The organism is Nocardioides humilatus, from assembly GCF_008373755.1.
GTDB lineage: Bacteria > Actinomycetota > Actinomycetes > Propionibacteriales > Nocardioidaceae > Nocardioides > Nocardioides humilatus.
The window spans coordinates 989,086-1,004,364 of sequence record NZ_VUJV01000001.1 but is presented as its reverse complement, the minus strand read 5'-3'; the positions used below and the strand labels follow the sequence as shown (position 1 = coordinate 1,004,364).

At 70.4% G+C, this 15,279-nt stretch carries 16 protein-coding genes; 7 read left to right on the top strand and 9 right to left on the bottom strand.

Annotation, left to right across the window (positions count from 1 at the left end; genetic code table 11):
• Positions 1-84 precede the first annotated feature (84 nt).
• Together F0U44_RS04690 and pyrE are read left to right on the top strand one after the other, a co-directional pair.
• Positions 85-1,332, top strand: coding sequence for a fibronectin type III domain-containing protein (locus F0U44_RS04690; RefSeq protein WP_149727043.1), 1,248 nt, complete (start codon positions 85-87; stop codon positions 1,330-1,332).
• Between the two features lie 21 nt (positions 1,333-1,353).
• Positions 1,354-1,899, top strand: a complete 546-nt coding sequence (gene pyrE, locus F0U44_RS04685) for an orotate phosphoribosyltransferase (RefSeq protein ID WP_223163572.1) — start codon at positions 1,354-1,356, stop codon at positions 1,897-1,899.
• Positions 1,900-1,915: 16 nt separating this feature from the next.
• Here the strand turns inward: pyrE and F0U44_RS04680 are convergent, their stop codons facing one another.
• Positions 1,916-2,665, bottom strand: a complete 750-nt coding sequence (locus tag F0U44_RS04680) for a DedA family protein (RefSeq protein ID WP_246160302.1) — start codon at positions 2,663-2,665, stop codon at positions 1,916-1,918.
• Between the two features lie 109 nt (positions 2,666-2,774).
• On the opposite strand from F0U44_RS04680, the gene F0U44_RS04675 reads away from it, so the two are divergent.
• Positions 2,775-3,431 (top strand): TrmH family RNA methyltransferase, encoded by a 657-nt coding sequence (locus tag F0U44_RS04675; protein ID WP_149727550.1) that lies wholly within the window; start codon positions 2,775-2,777, stop codon positions 3,429-3,431.
• A gap of 215 nt (positions 3,432-3,646) precedes the next feature.
• Here F0U44_RS04675 and F0U44_RS04670 read toward each other — a convergent pair whose 3' ends face one another.
• From F0U44_RS04670 to F0U44_RS04655, 4 genes are all read right to left on the bottom strand, one after another.
• The gene (locus tag F0U44_RS04670; protein ID WP_149727042.1) at positions 3,647-4,393 is read right to left on the bottom strand and encodes a septum formation family protein; all 747 of its coding nucleotides are present in this window, start codon (positions 4,391-4,393) and stop codon (positions 3,647-3,649) included.
• A gap of 14 nt (positions 4,394-4,407) precedes the next feature.
• Positions 4,408-5,151, bottom strand: coding sequence for a septum formation family protein (locus tag F0U44_RS04665; RefSeq protein WP_188113319.1), 744 nt, complete (start codon positions 5,149-5,151; stop codon positions 4,408-4,410).
• Between the two features lie 83 nt (positions 5,152-5,234).
• Positions 5,235-5,732, bottom strand: coding sequence for a SigE family RNA polymerase sigma factor (locus tag F0U44_RS04660; RefSeq protein WP_149727040.1), 498 nt, complete (start codon positions 5,730-5,732; stop codon positions 5,235-5,237).
• Positions 5,729-6,640: a hypothetical protein gene (locus F0U44_RS04655; protein ID WP_149727039.1), complete on the bottom strand. Its 912-nt coding sequence runs from the start codon at positions 6,638-6,640 to the stop codon at positions 5,729-5,731. The genes F0U44_RS04660 and F0U44_RS04655 overlap by 4 nt, the downstream gene beginning before the upstream one ends.
• 140 nt (positions 6,641-6,780) lie before the next feature.
• On the opposite strand from F0U44_RS04655, the gene fbaA reads away from it, so the two are divergent.
• On the top strand, positions 6,781-7,812 hold the full coding sequence (gene fbaA / locus F0U44_RS04650) for a class II fructose-bisphosphate aldolase (protein ID WP_149727038.1): 1,032 nt from the start codon (positions 6,781-6,783) through the stop codon (positions 7,810-7,812).
• A gap of 121 nt (positions 7,813-7,933) precedes the next feature.
• On the top strand, positions 7,934-8,407 hold the full coding sequence (locus F0U44_RS04645; protein ID WP_149727037.1) for a hypothetical protein: 474 nt from the start codon (positions 7,934-7,936) through the stop codon (positions 8,405-8,407).
• Here F0U44_RS04645 and F0U44_RS04640 read toward each other — a convergent pair.
• Both F0U44_RS04640 and F0U44_RS04635 read right to left on the bottom strand, forming a co-directional pair.
• A complete protein-coding gene (locus tag F0U44_RS04640; RefSeq protein ID WP_149727036.1) occupies positions 8,400-9,008 on the bottom strand; it encodes a class I SAM-dependent methyltransferase in 609 nt (202 codons plus the stop codon). The genes F0U44_RS04645 and F0U44_RS04640 overlap by 8 nt on opposite strands.
• A 6-nt stretch (positions 9,009-9,014) precedes the next feature.
• Positions 9,015-10,544 (bottom strand): DHA2 family efflux MFS transporter permease subunit, encoded by a 1,530-nt coding sequence (locus tag F0U44_RS04635; protein ID WP_246160301.1) that lies wholly within the window; start codon positions 10,542-10,544, stop codon positions 9,015-9,017.
• A gap of 75 nt (positions 10,545-10,619) precedes the next feature.
• On the opposite strand from F0U44_RS04635, the gene F0U44_RS04630 reads away from it, so the two are divergent.
• Positions 10,620-11,033, top strand: a complete 414-nt coding sequence (locus F0U44_RS04630; protein WP_149727035.1) for a DUF3151 domain-containing protein — start codon at positions 10,620-10,622, stop codon at positions 11,031-11,033.
• 1 nt (position 11,034) lies between these two features.
• Here F0U44_RS04630 and lysS read toward each other — a convergent pair whose 3' ends face one another.
• Positions 11,035-12,732 (bottom strand): lysine--tRNA ligase, encoded by a 1,698-nt coding sequence (lysS, locus tag F0U44_RS04625; protein WP_149727034.1) that lies wholly within the window; start codon positions 12,730-12,732, stop codon positions 11,035-11,037.
• A 22-nt stretch (positions 12,733-12,754) separates the two neighbouring features.
• A complete protein-coding gene (locus tag F0U44_RS04620; RefSeq protein ID WP_149727033.1) occupies positions 12,755-13,681 on the bottom strand; it encodes a diacylglycerol/lipid kinase family protein in 927 nt (308 codons plus the stop codon).
• A gap of 41 nt (positions 13,682-13,722) precedes the next feature.
• Between F0U44_RS04620 and F0U44_RS04615 the strand changes: the two genes are divergently transcribed.
• The gene (locus tag F0U44_RS04615) at positions 13,723-15,150 is read left to right on the top strand and encodes a carboxyl transferase domain-containing protein (RefSeq protein ID WP_149727032.1); all 1,428 of its coding nucleotides are present in this window, start codon (positions 13,723-13,725) and stop codon (positions 15,148-15,150) included.
• Positions 15,151-15,279: the final 129 nt, after the last annotated feature.

Below are 15,279 nucleotides of genomic sequence, written 5' to 3'. Positions count from 1 at the left end.
TCCAACCCGAAAGGGCAAGCGGGCGTCCTCTCCGGAGGGCGCCCGCGCCCGACTCCCTCTCCGCCCTCGCGAAAGGCACTCCCGATGAATCGCCCGTTCCTCCGCCGCCTGCTCAGCATCCCGGCGGCCGCCGCCGCGGCACTCGCCGCCGTCGCGCTCTCGCCGGCTCCTGCCGCCCATGCGGCGGACGGCTGGATCTCCGGTCCCCTCCAGGAGTCCTGGATCACCAACTGCTCGTCGATCATCCTCGGCAACCCCTACCAGGAGTTCGGCATCGGCGCCTACGCCTCCTACTACGGCGACCGGACGGCCAGCCCGATCTCGCCGCGCACCGGTGACTCGACCTACCTCGACGTCTACGCAGAGCTGGTGGGCAACCACTGCAGCACGCCCTTCATCTTCCCGAAGTTCGTGCTGCCGGCCGGGGTGGAGTTCGACAAGACCGCGCCGATCAAGTGCTACTACACGCCACCGGCCGGGACCCAGTACGAGATCACCCACGCCCAGCAGTGCCCCCAGTGGGCCAACGTCGCCGCCGACGGCCGCTACTCCAACTCCTACTCGGGCTGGTACTCCGGCTGGCCGCTGCCGTCGGGCCCCAACTTCACCTTCGGGTCTGCGTGGGAGTTCCTGGTCCCGATCAAGTCGACGACGCAGCAGAACGGCTCGCAACTGCGGGTGCAGCTCGACCTCGCCGACGGCAACGGCAGCGCTCCGCTCAACCTGAGCGTGCCGTTCTGGACCGGAGCGCCGCGGACGACCCTGCCCGGCACGGCGACCAACGTGACCGCGACCCCCACCTCGCCGACCACGGCCAACGTCGGCTTCACGGCCCCCGGCAACGGTGGCACCCCGATCACGTCGTACGTCGCCCAGTGCATCTCGGGCGATGGCGGGACCACCCGCGCGGCGACCGGGACCGCCGCGCCGATCGCGGTCCGCAACCTGACGCCGGGCAAGTCCTACCGCTGCAAGGTCCGCGCGACCAACGCCGTCGGCAACGGTGCCTTCTCGCCGCTGTCGGCATCGTTCACGCAGCCGGCGTCCCGACCCGGCGTCCCGACCGGCGTCACCGCCAGCAGTACCACCGCGGGGCGCGGACAGGTCGGGTTCGCGGCGCCGGCGTCGAACGGGGGGAGTGCAATCACGTCGTACTTCACCCGGTGCGACTCGACGAACGGCGGGGTCACCCGATCGCGGTCGGGGGCCACCTCGCCGCTCCTCGTGACCGGGCTGACGTCAGGCAAGACCTACCACTGCCAGGTCAGGGCGACCAACGCTGCGGGGACCAGCCCGATGTCCGCCTACAGCGCCACCTTCGTGGCGGCGTAGTCGCCTCGCTAGCCTGTCGGCGTGACCTCCACGGACCCGGATCTCGCCGCTGACATCGATGCCACCTGCCGCCTGACCGGAGAGTTCACCCTCCGGTCAGGCCAGGTGAGCAACGAGTACTTCGACAAGTACCTCTTCGAGGCGGAGCCCCTGCTCCTCGCCCGGGTGGCCCGGGAGATGGCGCAGCTGCTGCCGGCCGACACCGAGCTGCTCGGTGGCCTAGAGATGGGCGGCATCCCGATTGCCACGGTCGTCAGCCAGCTCCTCGGCATGCCGGTGCTCTTCGTGCGCAAGGAGGCCAAGAAGTACGGCACCTGCAAGCTCGCCGAGGGCTCGGCCTACGAAGGCAAGCGGGTCACGCTCATCGAGGACGTCATCACCACCGGCGGCGCGGTCCGTGACGCGACCAACGCGCTGCGGGCCGGCGGGGCGATCGTCGAGACGGTCGTGTGCGCCATCGACCGCAGCCCCGAGGGCGTCAACCCGCTCGCGGACGTGGGCCTCGAGGTGCGGGCCGTCCTGACGAAGGCCGACCTCGACGCCGTACGGGCTGCCGCGACCGCCTAACTCGGACCTGTTCGGTCTAGTTCGCGTCGGCGGCTTCGGCCGGCTCCGCAGCAGCGGCGGCCTGGGCCTTCTTGCTCTTCGCACCGGGGCGCTTGTGGCGCCACCACTCCCAGGCGACCGGGATGGCCGAGAAGGCCAGGATCGCGAGCGTGACGTAGTCGATGTTCTCGCCGAGGGCGGGGATCGCGCTGCCGAGGAAGTAGCCGAGCAGCGTGATCGACACGACCCACAGCACGGCGCCCACCGCGCTCCAGATGAAGAAGCGGCGGCGCTCCATCATCGTCACGCCGGCAACGACGGTGATGTAGGTGCGGACGAACGGCACGAACCGGCCGATCACGAGCGCTTTGTTGCCGTGCTTCTCGAAGAAGGCGCCGGTGTTGTCGAAGTACTTCTTCTTCAGGATCCGGCCGTCGCGCTGATAGAGGGGCGGGCCGATCTTGCGCCCGATCTCCTCGCCTGCGACGTTGCCGGCGAAGGCGGCGACCGTGAGCAGGGTGATGGCGATCATGAGCTCGGTGCCCTCGTGCTCGATGCCGATCACGGAGTAGCCGGTCGTGTCACTGCCGGCGATGAAGAGGCCGAGAGCGAAGAGCAGCGTGTCACCGGGCAGGAACGGGAAGAACAGGCCGCACTCGACGAAGACCATCGCGATCGCGATCCAGATGAAGGCGGCGCCGTATTCGTGCTGCAGCCATTCGGGGTCGAGCCACTTGATGCCGAGCAGGAGCGGGACGACGGCCGGGGTCGCGACCAGCGAGTTCACGGCGCCACGCTACCGGCCGGTCCCTAGCCACCGAGGGCGGTCCACCGATCTGGGTGCGCCCTAGAGTTCCGCCGTGAGCGAAGAGGAGCCCCGGGCGCCGTACGACCCGATGCCGCACGGCCCCGCCGAGGTCGGCGTCGGACCGTGGGAGGGACCGCTGCCCGAGGGCCCGCAGTACGACGAGCAGCTGCTCGCCGAGGGCGACCGACGCAACGTCGTCGACCGCTACCGCTACTGGACGATGGCGGCGATCGTCGCCGATCTCGACGCCCGCCGGCACTCCTTCCACGTCGCGATCGAGAACTGGCAGCACGACTTCAACATCGGCACGATCGTGCGCTCCGCGAACGCGTTCCTCGCCCGCGAGGTCCACATCGTCGGCAACCGCCGCTGGAACCGGCGCGGGGCGATGGTGACCGACCGCTACCAGCACGTGCGGCACCACCCGACCGTCGCCGACCTGCACGCCTACCTCGCCGAGCAGGCTGACGAGTCGGGCGGGCCGGTGCCCCTGCTGGGGATCGACAACCTGCCGGGGTCGCAGCACCTGGAGACGATGGAGATCCCGAGGCAGGTCTGCTTCCTCTTCGGGCAGGAGGGGCCGGGGTTGTCGGACGCCGCACGGGACGTCTGCGACGGGACCTTCTCGATCGCCCAGTTCGGGTCGACCAGGTCGATCAACGCCTCCGCAGCCGCAGCCATCGCGATGCACGCCTGGATCCGCACCCACGCCGACCTGTCCGACGAGTCCGCCTGGCGCGGCTGACCAACCACGGCGGCGCCGACGCAGAAACCGGCGCCGCCGCGGTCGTTGTACGGCGTCGCGACCACCTGCCTTGGTGAGCCGGCCCGTCGCGTGCGGCCTTCGAGTGCTGCGGCGTGGGGGTGGGCGCCTGAGGGAGGTCCGAGCCGTTCCCTGCACTCAGAAGTGAAACGTGTTCCTGAGTGCGGAGGTTACGGGTTGTGGGTCGGGCGACCCGTTCAGTTGCTGGTCTTCTTGAGGCAGATGGCAGTCCGGAACCCGGCCCGCCACGAGGTCTTCAGCGGCCACTCGTAATAGAACGCCTGCCGAGGAATCCGCTGGCGGCACTTCTTGAGCGCGTAGGCCTGGGCGTCCTTGGCGCCCGGGAACGTCGACTGCGGGTAGCTGATCGAGGCGACGGCACGGTAGCGGTGACCCCGATCGCACACCGTGAGGTTGTAGTCCGCATCGGAGCCGTTGCGGCAGCGGGCCAACGAGTCGGGCAAGGGCAGGGCGGGCAGCGCGAGATCCTGGGGCAGCCAGGCCGGGCGGTTGCCGCCAGCGAGCTCGATGTCGCACCGGACCCAGGTCGCCCCCGCGAGTCGCTGCTCCGTCGTCGGGAGGAACGTCTTCGCGAAGTAGGCCGATCGCCAGATCAGCTTGGTGTTCCCGCCGAGCGTCTCGATGTATTTCGGGATGCAGTACTTGCTCTCGATGTCGTTGATCGCGTCGTCGTCCCACCAGTTCGGAGCCTCGTCGAGCACCACGACCTCATAGGTGTAGGTCGAGTGCCGGTGGCTGCACGCGACCGGCGGCTCATCATCGGTGTCGGCGTAGGCAGCGCTGAGGTGCAGGTCGTGGCAGGTCCCGACCTCGGGTGGGGTGATGTCAGGTTCGGTCCCGGCACTCGCTGCTGGGCTCGCGGTCGCCGTCGTCAGCGAAGCGAGCACCGTCATCAGTCCGGCGGCGGCGACGCGGAGCTTCATCGTGCGGCCCCGAGTCAGTCGTCGAGCGGGAGGCAGACGGCGTTGCGGAGCCCGGCGCGCCAGTAGAACTTGTTAGGGACCCACTCGTAGACGAACGGGGCGCCGCCGATCAGGTCGTTGCACTTCCGGCCAGCGAACCGCTTGGCCGCGCGCTCCCCGGGATAGCGGTCGTCGCGCATGTGAGCGGTCGTGTAGGCGACGTACTTGTGTCGACGCGTGCACACGGTCAGCTCGTAGTCCGCGGCCGAGCCGAGGCGGCACTTGCGCACGTTGGCCGGCGGCCGCAGGCCCGTGAGAACGACGTCCTGGGGGATCGGGGCGAGGGTCTCATGACCGCCCCGGAGCACCACGTCGCATCGCAGCCACGCGGCTCCGGCCTGCTGCTGAGCGCGCGTGGGGCGGTAGAAGGTGATGCTGTAGGAGGTCATCTGGTACTGCGCCGCGTCGCCCCCGGTCGCCGTGACGGCGTCCTTCAGGCACGGGGTGTAGTCGTCGGTGATGACCTGGCCCCAGTCGTCCGGCACGGACTCGTACTGCGTGACGCGGACCGTCAGCGAGGTGTGGCGGGTCGCGCAGTCGATTGCCGCCTCCGGCTCGAACTTCGCGTAGTACTCCTCCCACGTCAGGTCGTGGCAGGTCCCCACCTCGGGCGGGGTGACGTCGGTGCCGGGGCCGGCGGTGGCCGGCGCGGCGGTGGTGAATGCGGTCGTCGAGATGAGTGCAGCGGAAAGTACGGCGGCGCCGAGTCGCAGCTTCAAGGAGGTTCCCCCAGGGTCGAGATGTCGAGCAGCGAAGGTAAAGCCTCGGGCCGACACTTCGCTCGGGAACGGCAAAGAATTCGTCAGCCGGTCTCACTGGGTTCGAGCGTGCCGCGGAGTGCGGCCAGGCCGCGGGAGGTGTGGCTCTTGACCGTGCCCTCGCTGATCCCGAGCTCGGCAGCGGTGTCGGCGACCGACAGCCCGAGCCAGTGGCGCAGCACGACGGTCGCGCGTTGCTGCGGCGGCAGGGCCTGGAGGGCGGCGAAGAGCTCCGACCGGTCCTCTGGGCTGGTCGGCTCGGCCGCCGGTCGGTCAGGGAGTGTGTCGGTCGGTCGCTCGCGGCGCCACGGGCGCCGCGACTCGTCGATGCTCGCGCGCACGAGGATCCGGCGCACGTAGGCGTCCTCGCTGCCGGTGCGCCGTACGCGCGGCCAGGCGACGTAGAGCTTCACCAGCGCGGTCTGCAGCAGGTCGTCGGCGCGGTGCCAGTCGCCGCACAGGGCATAGGCCACCCGCCGCAGGTGCTCACGGCGGGCGGTGACGTAGTCGACGTAGGACGTCTCGCGGGCGGAACGGCTCACAGGAGCCCACCGCCGCCCTCGGCGTAACGCTCCTGGGCGAAGGCGATGAAGCCGGCGAGGTCGGTGATGCCGTAGCGCCGCTCGGCGACATCGGTTGCTACGGCGATGAAGTCGGCGGGGCGGCGCGCGACGACGTACCAGCTCTGGTCGCCCTTGCGGACCTCGGCGGCGCCGGTCCTCGACGAGGGCGCGAACGACTCCCCGAGATCGGGGTTGAAGACCTGGTCGACGACCGTGACGTCACTGCTGACCGGTTCGAGGCCGCGGGCTGATGAGATGAAGCGCGGGATGAAGCGGACCAGGTCGTCGCGCGGCTCGCCCGGCCAGCCGCCCGCGTTGTCGCCTTGGCCACCGCCGCGCTTGCCCTCGATGAGCGGCCCGTTGACGTCGACCCACTCGTCGAAGGTGGCGTAGCCCTCGGAGGGGGCGTGGAGGCTGGAGATGGTCATGGCCTTGCCGAACAGGAACCACTGGCGTCGTTCGCCCCTGACGACCTCGACTGCCAGCGTGCCGGGGCCGTTGATCTCGTCGATCTGTTCGGTGACCGTCCAACCCGGCTTGACCAGCAACCCTCCTGCTTCGTCGAGCATCACAGCGTCCTGGCCGGGCCAGTCGGGCAGCTCGGGCAGGAGGTCGTTGGGCGTGGGCGACGTCGGCGCCGGTGTGGGCGCGGCTGATGTCGCGCTCCCGAACCCGGGGGCGTCGCTCCGGCTCGACCCGCCGTCGCCGGGCGAGACCGCCCACGCCGTACCGCCGATGACGACGGCCGTCGCGACGGCGCCGATCGCAACGCTCAGCCGGCGCCGGCCCAGGGCGCGACGGCCCTCGGCAATCGTGCGATCGAGCGCTGGCGCCGGGCCGGGCGCGATGCCGATGGCCGCATCGAGCTGCTCGGCGATGTCGGGCATGGGTTCCTCCGTGGGTCGAGTGTGGCTCACCCGTGGATACGGAGCGACCGTCTGATCGGTTGCCCGAGGTCGGCGTCCATCTGGTACGGCATTAGGGTGATCGAGGAAGTGACCCCCGTGTGAGCAGGAGCAGCGGAGCAATGCCGATCGCCACCCCCGACAAGTACGCCGAGATGCTGGACGCCGCGAAGGCCGGAGCCTTCGCCTTCCCGGCCATCAACGTGTCGTCGTCGCAGACCCTCAACGCGGCCCTTAAGGGCTTCGCCGACGCCGGCTCTGACGGCATCATCCAGATCTCGACCGGCGGCGCCGAGTATCTCTCCGGCCCGTCGATCAAGAACATGGTCACCGGCTCGCTCGCCTTCGCGGCCTACGCCGCCGAGGTGGCCAAGAGCTACTCGGTCAACATCGCCCTCCACACCGACCACTGCCCCAAGGACAAGCTCGACGGCTTCGTCCGCCCGCTGCTCGCCGCCTCGGCCGAGCGCGTGGCCCGCGGTGAGGACCCGCTCTTCCAGTCGCACATGTGGGACGGCTCGGCCGTGCCGCTCGACGAGAACCTCCAGATCGCCGAGGAGCTGCTCGCCAAGTCGGCGGCCGCCAAGGTGATCCTCGAGATCGAGGTCGGCGTCGTCGGTGGCGAGGAGGACGGCATCGTCGGCGCGATCGACGAGAAGCTCTACACGACCCCCGAGGACGCTCTGGCTACCGTGCGCGCGCTCGGCATCGGCGAGAAGGGCCGCTACATGACGGCCCTCACCTTCGGCAACGTCCACGGCGTCTACAAGCCTGGCAACGTCAAGCTCCGTCCCGAGATCCTCAAGGCCGCCCAGGAGGCGGTCATCAAGGAGCTCGGCCTCGCGGCCGACGCGAAGCCCTTCGACCTGGTCTTCCACGGCGGCTCGGGCTCGACCGCCGAGGAGATCGGCGCGGCCGTCGACTACGGCGTCGTGAAGATGAACGTCGACACCGACACCCAGTACGCCTTCACCCGCCCCGCCGCCGCCCACATGTTCAACAACTACGACGGCGTCCTGAAGGTCGACGGCGAGGTCGGAGACAAGAAGGCCTACGACCCGCGTGCCTGGGGCAAGGCCGCCGAGGCCGGCATGGCCGCCCGCGTCGTCGAGGCCTGCGAGAACCTGCGCTCCGCCGGTACGACGATCGGCTGACGTCTGCTCGTCGCGGGGTCCGCTGACCGAGTCTTCCCGGGGTTGGTGGATAGACGGCGCGAGCCTTGATTCTAATTGGGACTTGCCCGTAGGGTGTGCGCACATCCTCGGGAGGTTCCAAATGAAGCGTCTGATTGTTGTCCTGGCTGTTGTCGGAACGTGCGGAGTCGTCCTGCTGGCGGTCCTTGTCGCGGGAGGCGAGGCCAGGCGCGACCCCCTCGTCGGCGGCGTCGTCAGCTCCGCCACCGTCGATGCGACCGCAATCCTGCGCGGCACGGCGCCCGCTGGTGCGACAACGATCCGAGCGTTCGCCCGCGCCGCTGAGGCGGAAGTCGGCGAGGTCGTCGAGACGGTCGAGCTGCCAGTGGTGATCGTGGACCGTTCCTCGCAGTTCGAGGTGCAGGCGAACCTCACTGCGCTGCCCGCGGGCTTTCTCTCCTCAGACAGGTGGGTCGACATCCAGGTCCGGGCGGAGACCGCCAACGGCATCCTGTGGGTCAGTCGCACCTCAGTAGAGGCTGGCGGCAAGGAACCGGTCGACGTCGGATCTCTCACGCGCGTCGGCCGCCCACCCATTGCTCAGGACGTCAGTTAGCAGCGCCGTAGTAGAGGTAGGACGCGAACTTCGGGCCGGGGGAGTAACCCTCGTCAAGCTCGGCGATCTCGAAGGACTGTCCGATCAGCCCGGAGATGTCGCGGTTGATGTTGCAGCCACCGCCCACCCGGTTCTGGATCGGGTTGAGGCGGCGCTGCCACTTCTGGACGTCGGCGTCGGGCGCTGCGCCGTGCTCGCAGAACAGCAGTTCGCCGCCCGGCTTGAGCACGCGCCGCATCTCGGCGAGTGCCGTTGTCGGGTCGGGGATCGTGCACAGCGTGAACGTCATGACCACGGTGTCGACCTCGTCGTCATCGAGCGGGATGGTCTCGGCCGGCAGGCCGAGCACCCGTACGTCGATCCCGGACTCCGCCGCGCGCGCCCGCGCCCGCCGGTGCATCTGCTCAGCGGGGTCGAGGGCGATCACCTCGCTCACCCGGTCGGCGTCGTAGAAGGGCAGGTTGTGCCCGGTCCCGACGCCGACCTCGAGCACGCGCCCGTGGGCGCGCGGCACGAGCGTGCTCCGCTTCTTCTGGATCGGACCGGTGCCGCAGGCCTTGTCGATGATCCACGGCAGGAGGTAGCGGTCGTAGGGGTTCACGACGGGTCACTCCGCGGGCGCTGCCGGCACCGCGGACGCGGCGGTCGGAGCCTCGTGGCCGAAACCGGCATGGCGTGGCCGCTCGAACATCAGCACCGCGGCAAGGCCGAGGAGGATCACCGCCGGCGCGATCAGGATCGACTGGCCCATCGCCGTACTGAACGGGTCGAAGGCCTGCGGCGGCAGCCCGGACGCCGCGCCCTCCGGCGCTGCCGACGGGTCGAAGGTCAGTCCGTTGGCGGCGAGCCGGCTGTCCATCAGCACTGCGATCGCGGCAGCGCCGATCACTGCGCCCACCTGGCGAGCCGCGTTGTAGACACCCGAGCCTGCGCCGGCCAGGTCGAGCGGCAGGTTGCGGGTCGCGGTGGCCGTCAGCGGCGCCCAGATCGCCGCGCTGCCGGCACCCATCAGTGCCATCGGAGCCACGATCTGCCACGCCGCCGAGTCGGGCGTGACGCCCTGGACCAGCCACAAGAAGCTCACGCCCACGACGGCGAACCCGGCGCCGATGAGGAAGCGCGGATGGACCTGGTCGGTCAGCTTGCCGACGATCGGCGCCAGGATGATCGACATCAGCGCCATGGGCACCATCAGCAGTGCTGCCTCGGTGGGCGTGAGCCCCCGCACCAGCTGGGCGTAGAGCATCAGCGGGAAGCCGAGTGCGGTGAACGTGAAGCTGATGACGGTGATGCCGATGTTGGCCAGCGAGAAGTTGCGGTCACGGAAGAGCCGCAACGGCACCAGCGGCTCCTGCTTGTTGAAGTGCTGCCAGACCACGAAGGCCGTCAGCACGACGAGGCCACCGCCGATGAGCTCGGGCACGGTGATGCCGCCGGTGACGGTGCCCCAGTCGTACTGGTGGCCCTCCTGGATGCCGAACACCAGCAAGAACATGCCGACGCCGCTCAGCACGACACCGAGCCAGTCGAAGGCGTGCTGGTGCTTCTCGAGGGCGGGCAGCAGCCGCACGCCCATCCCGAAGGCGATGATGCCGACGGGGATGTTGACGAAGAAGATCCACTCCCAGCTGAGCGAGTCGACCAGGATGCCGCCGAGCAGCGGTCCGACCAGGATCGCGACGCCGGCGGTCGCGCCCCACAGCGCCATCGCCTGGCCGCGACGCTCGGCCGGGAAGATCCGGGTGATGATCGCCATCGTCTGCGGGGTGATGCAGGAGGCACCGAGGCCCTGGACCACCCGCGCGATGATCAGGCCCTCGATCGTCGACGTCAGGCCGCACGCGAGGCTGGCGAGGGTGAACACCACCATGCCGACGAGGTAGAGGTTCTTGGGACCGAAGCGGTCACCGAGCCGACCCGTGATGAGCACCGGCACGGCGTAGGCGAGCAGGTAGGCGCTGGTCACCCAGACCACCGAGTTGACCTCGGCATGGAGGTCTTCGATGATCGCCGGCGTCGCGACGGTCACGATCGTCGTGTCGACCATGATCATGAAGAACCCGAGGACCAGGGCCCACAGTGCCGGCCACGGGTCCTTCTCGGTCGGCGGCGCGGCGTTGCTCTCGCTGGTGGTCACGGGACGAGTCAACCACTCGGCCACGACAGTGATTCCACTGATTTCCTCTGCGGGGGCGTCTGGCAGGGTGGAGGCATGAGTCACGTGGACCTGATGGCCGGCCCGCCCCCCACCCACCTTCCCGTCGATCCCGCCACGGAAGCGGTGACTGCGGGGGAGGACCCGGCCGCCGTCGTACGCCGCTTCCCGGCCTCGCCCCTCGCGTGGGCGACCTTCGCCGACGCCGCGGTCGCCGCCGGCGCCGACGACGTCACGGTCTACGCCTACGCCCGCGTGGGCTACCACCGCTCGCTCGACACGCTGCGGCGCAACGGGTGGAAGGGCAACGGCCCGGTGCCGTGGGAGCACGAGCCCAACCGCGGCTTCCTCCGCTGCCTCGCCCTCCTCGCCAAGGCGGCTCGCGCCATCGGCGAGACCGACGAGTGGGAGCGCTGCTCGACCTTCCTCCGCGACTCCAGCGCGACCGCGGCGGAAGAGCTTCTCGGCTGACTCAGGTCGAGGGCGTGAGCAGCGCCCGGATCTTCTCCGGCCCGAGGGCGGCGAAGAGCGTCGGGAGCCGCGGACCGCGCTCGGCGGCGACGAGGAGCTCGTAGAGGAGCTTGAAGAAGGCCTTCTGGCCGGCCTTCACCTCGTCGGTCGGCGCGTCATCCAGGCCGAGTCCGAGGGCGAGCTTGGGCACGCCGTAGATGACCGAGGTGAGCGCATCGCCGTCAGAGAAGTCGGCGGGCAGGTGCTCGAGCAGCAGCGTGAGCCAGCCGCTCTCCTCCGCCGAAAGCGCACCGAGACGCGCGGCGTCGGCCGCGTCGCGCACGGTGGTGCGGTCCTCGGGGTCGACGTAGTCGGTGATCCAGGTGGCGGCCTTGGCGAGCCGGGGCTCCAGGTCGGCCTCGCTGGCGCCGACGGTGCGCGCGGTGATCTCCCGCGAACCGGCGGTCACGTCGGCGACCGAGGAGAGCATCCGGAACGGCACGACGACGGCCGGCACGGGCAGGGCGCCGGCAGCAGCGGTCGAGGAAGCGCGCTCCCAGGCCAGGACGGCGGCGTCGCGCTTCTCGGGGATGGCCGCCTTCTTGGTGAGTGCGTCCCACTCGTCGTAGAGGCGCAGCACCTCTTGGCCGAAGTCGACGTTGAACGCCTGCTTGGGCTGGCGCCGTACGTAGAGCCACCGCAGGATCGGCGCCTCGAGGATCCGCAGCGCCTCAGCCGCGGTTGGCACGCCGCCCTTCGACGACGACATCTTGGGCATGCCCGCGACGCCCACGAAGGAGTAGCCGACGAAGGACGGAGCCGAGCCGCCGAAGATCGGGCCGACGATCTCCTTGCCGACCGTGTAGGACGAGCCAGGGCTGGCGTGGTCGACGCCGCCGGGCTCGAAGTGCACGCCCTCGAAGGTCCAGCGCATCGGCCAGTCGACCTTCCAGACCAGCTTGCCCTCGTCCTGCGTCGCCAGGTTGGTCACGTGGGACTCACCGCAGACGTCACAGGTGTAGGCGAGGTCGGTCGTGTCGTCGTCGTACGACGTCAGGGTCACCGTGTCGCGACCGCAGCCGCGGCAGTAGGGCTTGAAGGGGAACCGCGCGAGGTCCTCGGTGGCACCGTGGCCCTCGTCCTCGGCGTCGTCTGCCTCGTCGGGCTCCGCGCCCTCGACCTTCTTGGTCCGGTAGCGCGCCATGACGGTGTCGATCTCGCCGCGCTTGCGGACTGCGGTGAGGACCTGCTCGCGGTAGGTGCCCGCGCGGTACATCTCGGTCTGGTCGACCTCGACCATCTCGCAGCCCAGCTCGGTGAGCGCGGCGCGCAGCGGCGCCTTGAAGCGTTCGGCCCAGCTCGGGAACTCGCCGGTCGGGTCGGGCACGGCCGACAGCGGGCGACCGATGTGCTCGCTCCACGCGGGGTCGATGCCGACCGGCACCTTGCGGAAGCGGTCGTAGTCGTCCCAGCTGTGCAGGTGACGTACGGCGATGCCGCGGCGGCGGATCTCCTCCGCGACGAAGTGCACGGTCAGGAACTCGCGCAGGTTGCCCAGGTGGATCGGGCCCGACGGGCTGATGCCCGAGGCACAGGTCACCAGCTCGGGCAGGGTGCCGCCGTTGACCGTCTCCGCGTGCCGGAGCGCCAGGTCGGCGGTCCGGGTCACCCAGTCGATCGGGTCTGCTCCCGCTGCATCGCCGCGCGCTCCTCGTGCCACGACGCGAAACTTTAGTGCGCGATCAGCCCGGGACGATCATCGAGTAGGCCGCGGGCTCGAGCCGCCAGCTGCGGTGCCGCTCCGGGCCGTAGATCTCGCCGTCGGCGCTGCACCAGAACTCGGTGCCGCTCACGATGACCGTGGTGGCCTGCCGGGTGATCACGTCGCGGTGGTCCGCGTGGTTGCCGACCCCCAGCCGGGCGACGTAGCCGAGGCGCGCCAGCGGGCTCCGGGGGCGCGCGATCATCACGTCGATCCGACCGTCGCCGGGGTCGGCGTCGGGGGTGAGCTCAAGACCGCCACCGACCGTCGCCCCATTGCCCAGGGCCACCATCAGGACCGGGTGGTCGACGTCGGCGACGACGTCTCCGTCGACCTCCACGCGCAGCCGGAGGGACGGTGGGTTGATCGCCGACAGCGCCGCGCCGATCGGGTAGCCGAGGCGGCCGAGGTTGACCGGGCCGAAACCGATCGAGCCGAGGCGCTCCTTCCACGGCTCGCCCCGCTTGCCGGCCTCGGCACCGGCTCCGAGGTGGACCTGGTTGACCACGATCTGGCCGACCTCGTCGACGAGGAGGTCCATCGGACGGACCCGGCCCTCCAGGAGCGAGGTCGCGGCCTCGATCGGGTCGAGCGGGATGCCGAGGGTGCGGGCGAAGTCGTTGCCGGTGCCGAGCGGCAGCAGACCGAGGACCCGGTCGGGCCCGAGCTCGTGCCGCCGGTGCAGGGCGGACACGACCGCGTGCAGGCTCCCGTCGCCGCCCGCGACGACGACGCGTCGGCTGCCGGCGCGGTGCAGGGCGCCGTCGAGCTCGCCGGGGTCGGACGTCGCCGCGACCTCGACCGACGTCGCGCCCCGCAGCACCCCGAGAGCGGCCGTCAGCGCAGTCTCGTCGGCGGAGCCGGCATCGCTGTTGGTGATGACCAGCAGGGGCTCGGGAGTGGGCATCTGTCCACCCTATGCGGCGACCAGTGGTTGGATTTCACCCCATGGGGATGAGGCGCTGGACCGCACGTGAGCTGATCGACCTCGTGCTCGATCCCGACTCCTTCGAGCCGTGGGACGAGCCGGTCGACATCAGCAGCCACCCGCCGGCCTACCAGGACGAGCTCCGAGCGGCTGAAGAGAAGGCCGGCACCGACGAGTCGGTGCTGACGGGACGCGGCACGGTCAGCGGCCGGCCGGTCGCCTTCATCGTCAACGAGTTCGCGTTCCTCGCCGGGTCCATCGGGGTGGCGGCGGCGGAGCGGATCTCCGCAGCCGTACGGCGAGCGACGGCCGAGGGCATCCCGGTGGTCGCGAGCACCTCCTCCGGGGGCACCCGGATGCAGGAGGGCACCCGGGCCTTCGTGCACATGATCGAGATCTCCCGCGCCCTGATGGAGCATCGCGCCTCGGGCCTGGCCTACATCGTCCACCTGCGCCACCCGACGACCGGCGGCGTCTTCGCCTCGTGGGGATCGCTCGGACACGTGACGGTCGCCGAGCCCGGCGCGCTGGTCGGCTTCCTCGGCCCCAAGGTCTTCGAAGCCCTCAACGGGCGCCCGTTCCCCGAGGGCGTGCAGACGGCTGAGAACCTGGCGGCCAAGGGCGTGATCGACGCGGTCGCGGCGGCCGAGGACCTCCGGTGGCTCCTCGACCAAGCGCTCGCCGTCGTCGTCGACCCGCAGACAGTCGGCCACCTCGAGCGCCGCACGCCGTTGGCGCCCGGCACGCCCGGTCCACCGGCGTGGGAGTCGATCACCCGCACGCGCGCCGAGGGGCGGGTCGGCGTACGCGATCTCTTGAAGTACGGCGCCGAGGGCACCCTCCGGCTCCGTGGCACCGACGAGGGCGAGCGGGACGAGACGGTGATCGTGGCGCTCACGCGCCTCGACGGGGTGCCGTGCGTCCTCGTGGGGCAGGACCACACCCGGCAGTCGCCCGAGACGCCGATGGGGCCGGGCGCACTGCGCGAGGCGCGGCGGGCGATGCGGCTGGCGTCCGAGCTGAGGTTGCCTCTGGTCACGGTGGTGGACACCCCGGGCGCGGAGCTGTCGCCGAAGGCCGAGGAGGGTGCCATCGCCGGAGAGATCGCCCGCTGCATCGCGACCCTGGTGACCATGGATGTCGCCACGGTGTCGGTGATCCTCGGCCAGGGCTGCGGCGGCGGTGCGTTGGCGCTGCTGCCCGCGACGACGGTGATCGCCACCGAGCACGCGTGGCTCTCCCCGCTGCCGCCCGAGGGGGCGAGCGTGATCCGCTACGGCAGCATCGACCGGGCTGCGGAGATGGCGGAGTCCCAGGGCGTGCGCGCCTTGGACCTGCTCGCCGGGGGAGACGTGCACGTCGTCGTACCGGAGCACGATGACGACACCCCCGCCGACCTGGCTCGCGCTGTCGCCGCCGAGATCGCCCACCACCTCCGTTTTTGGTAGCGTTACGCCGCAAGAGCCCCGGTCTTGCGACCGGGGCTTTCGCGTTCACATCCAACTTGATCAGCAACAAGTGGTGCGTCGAGCAGCCGGCCCGAGGAGTGGTCGGAGGGACTCCGTCCCCGTAGCGAA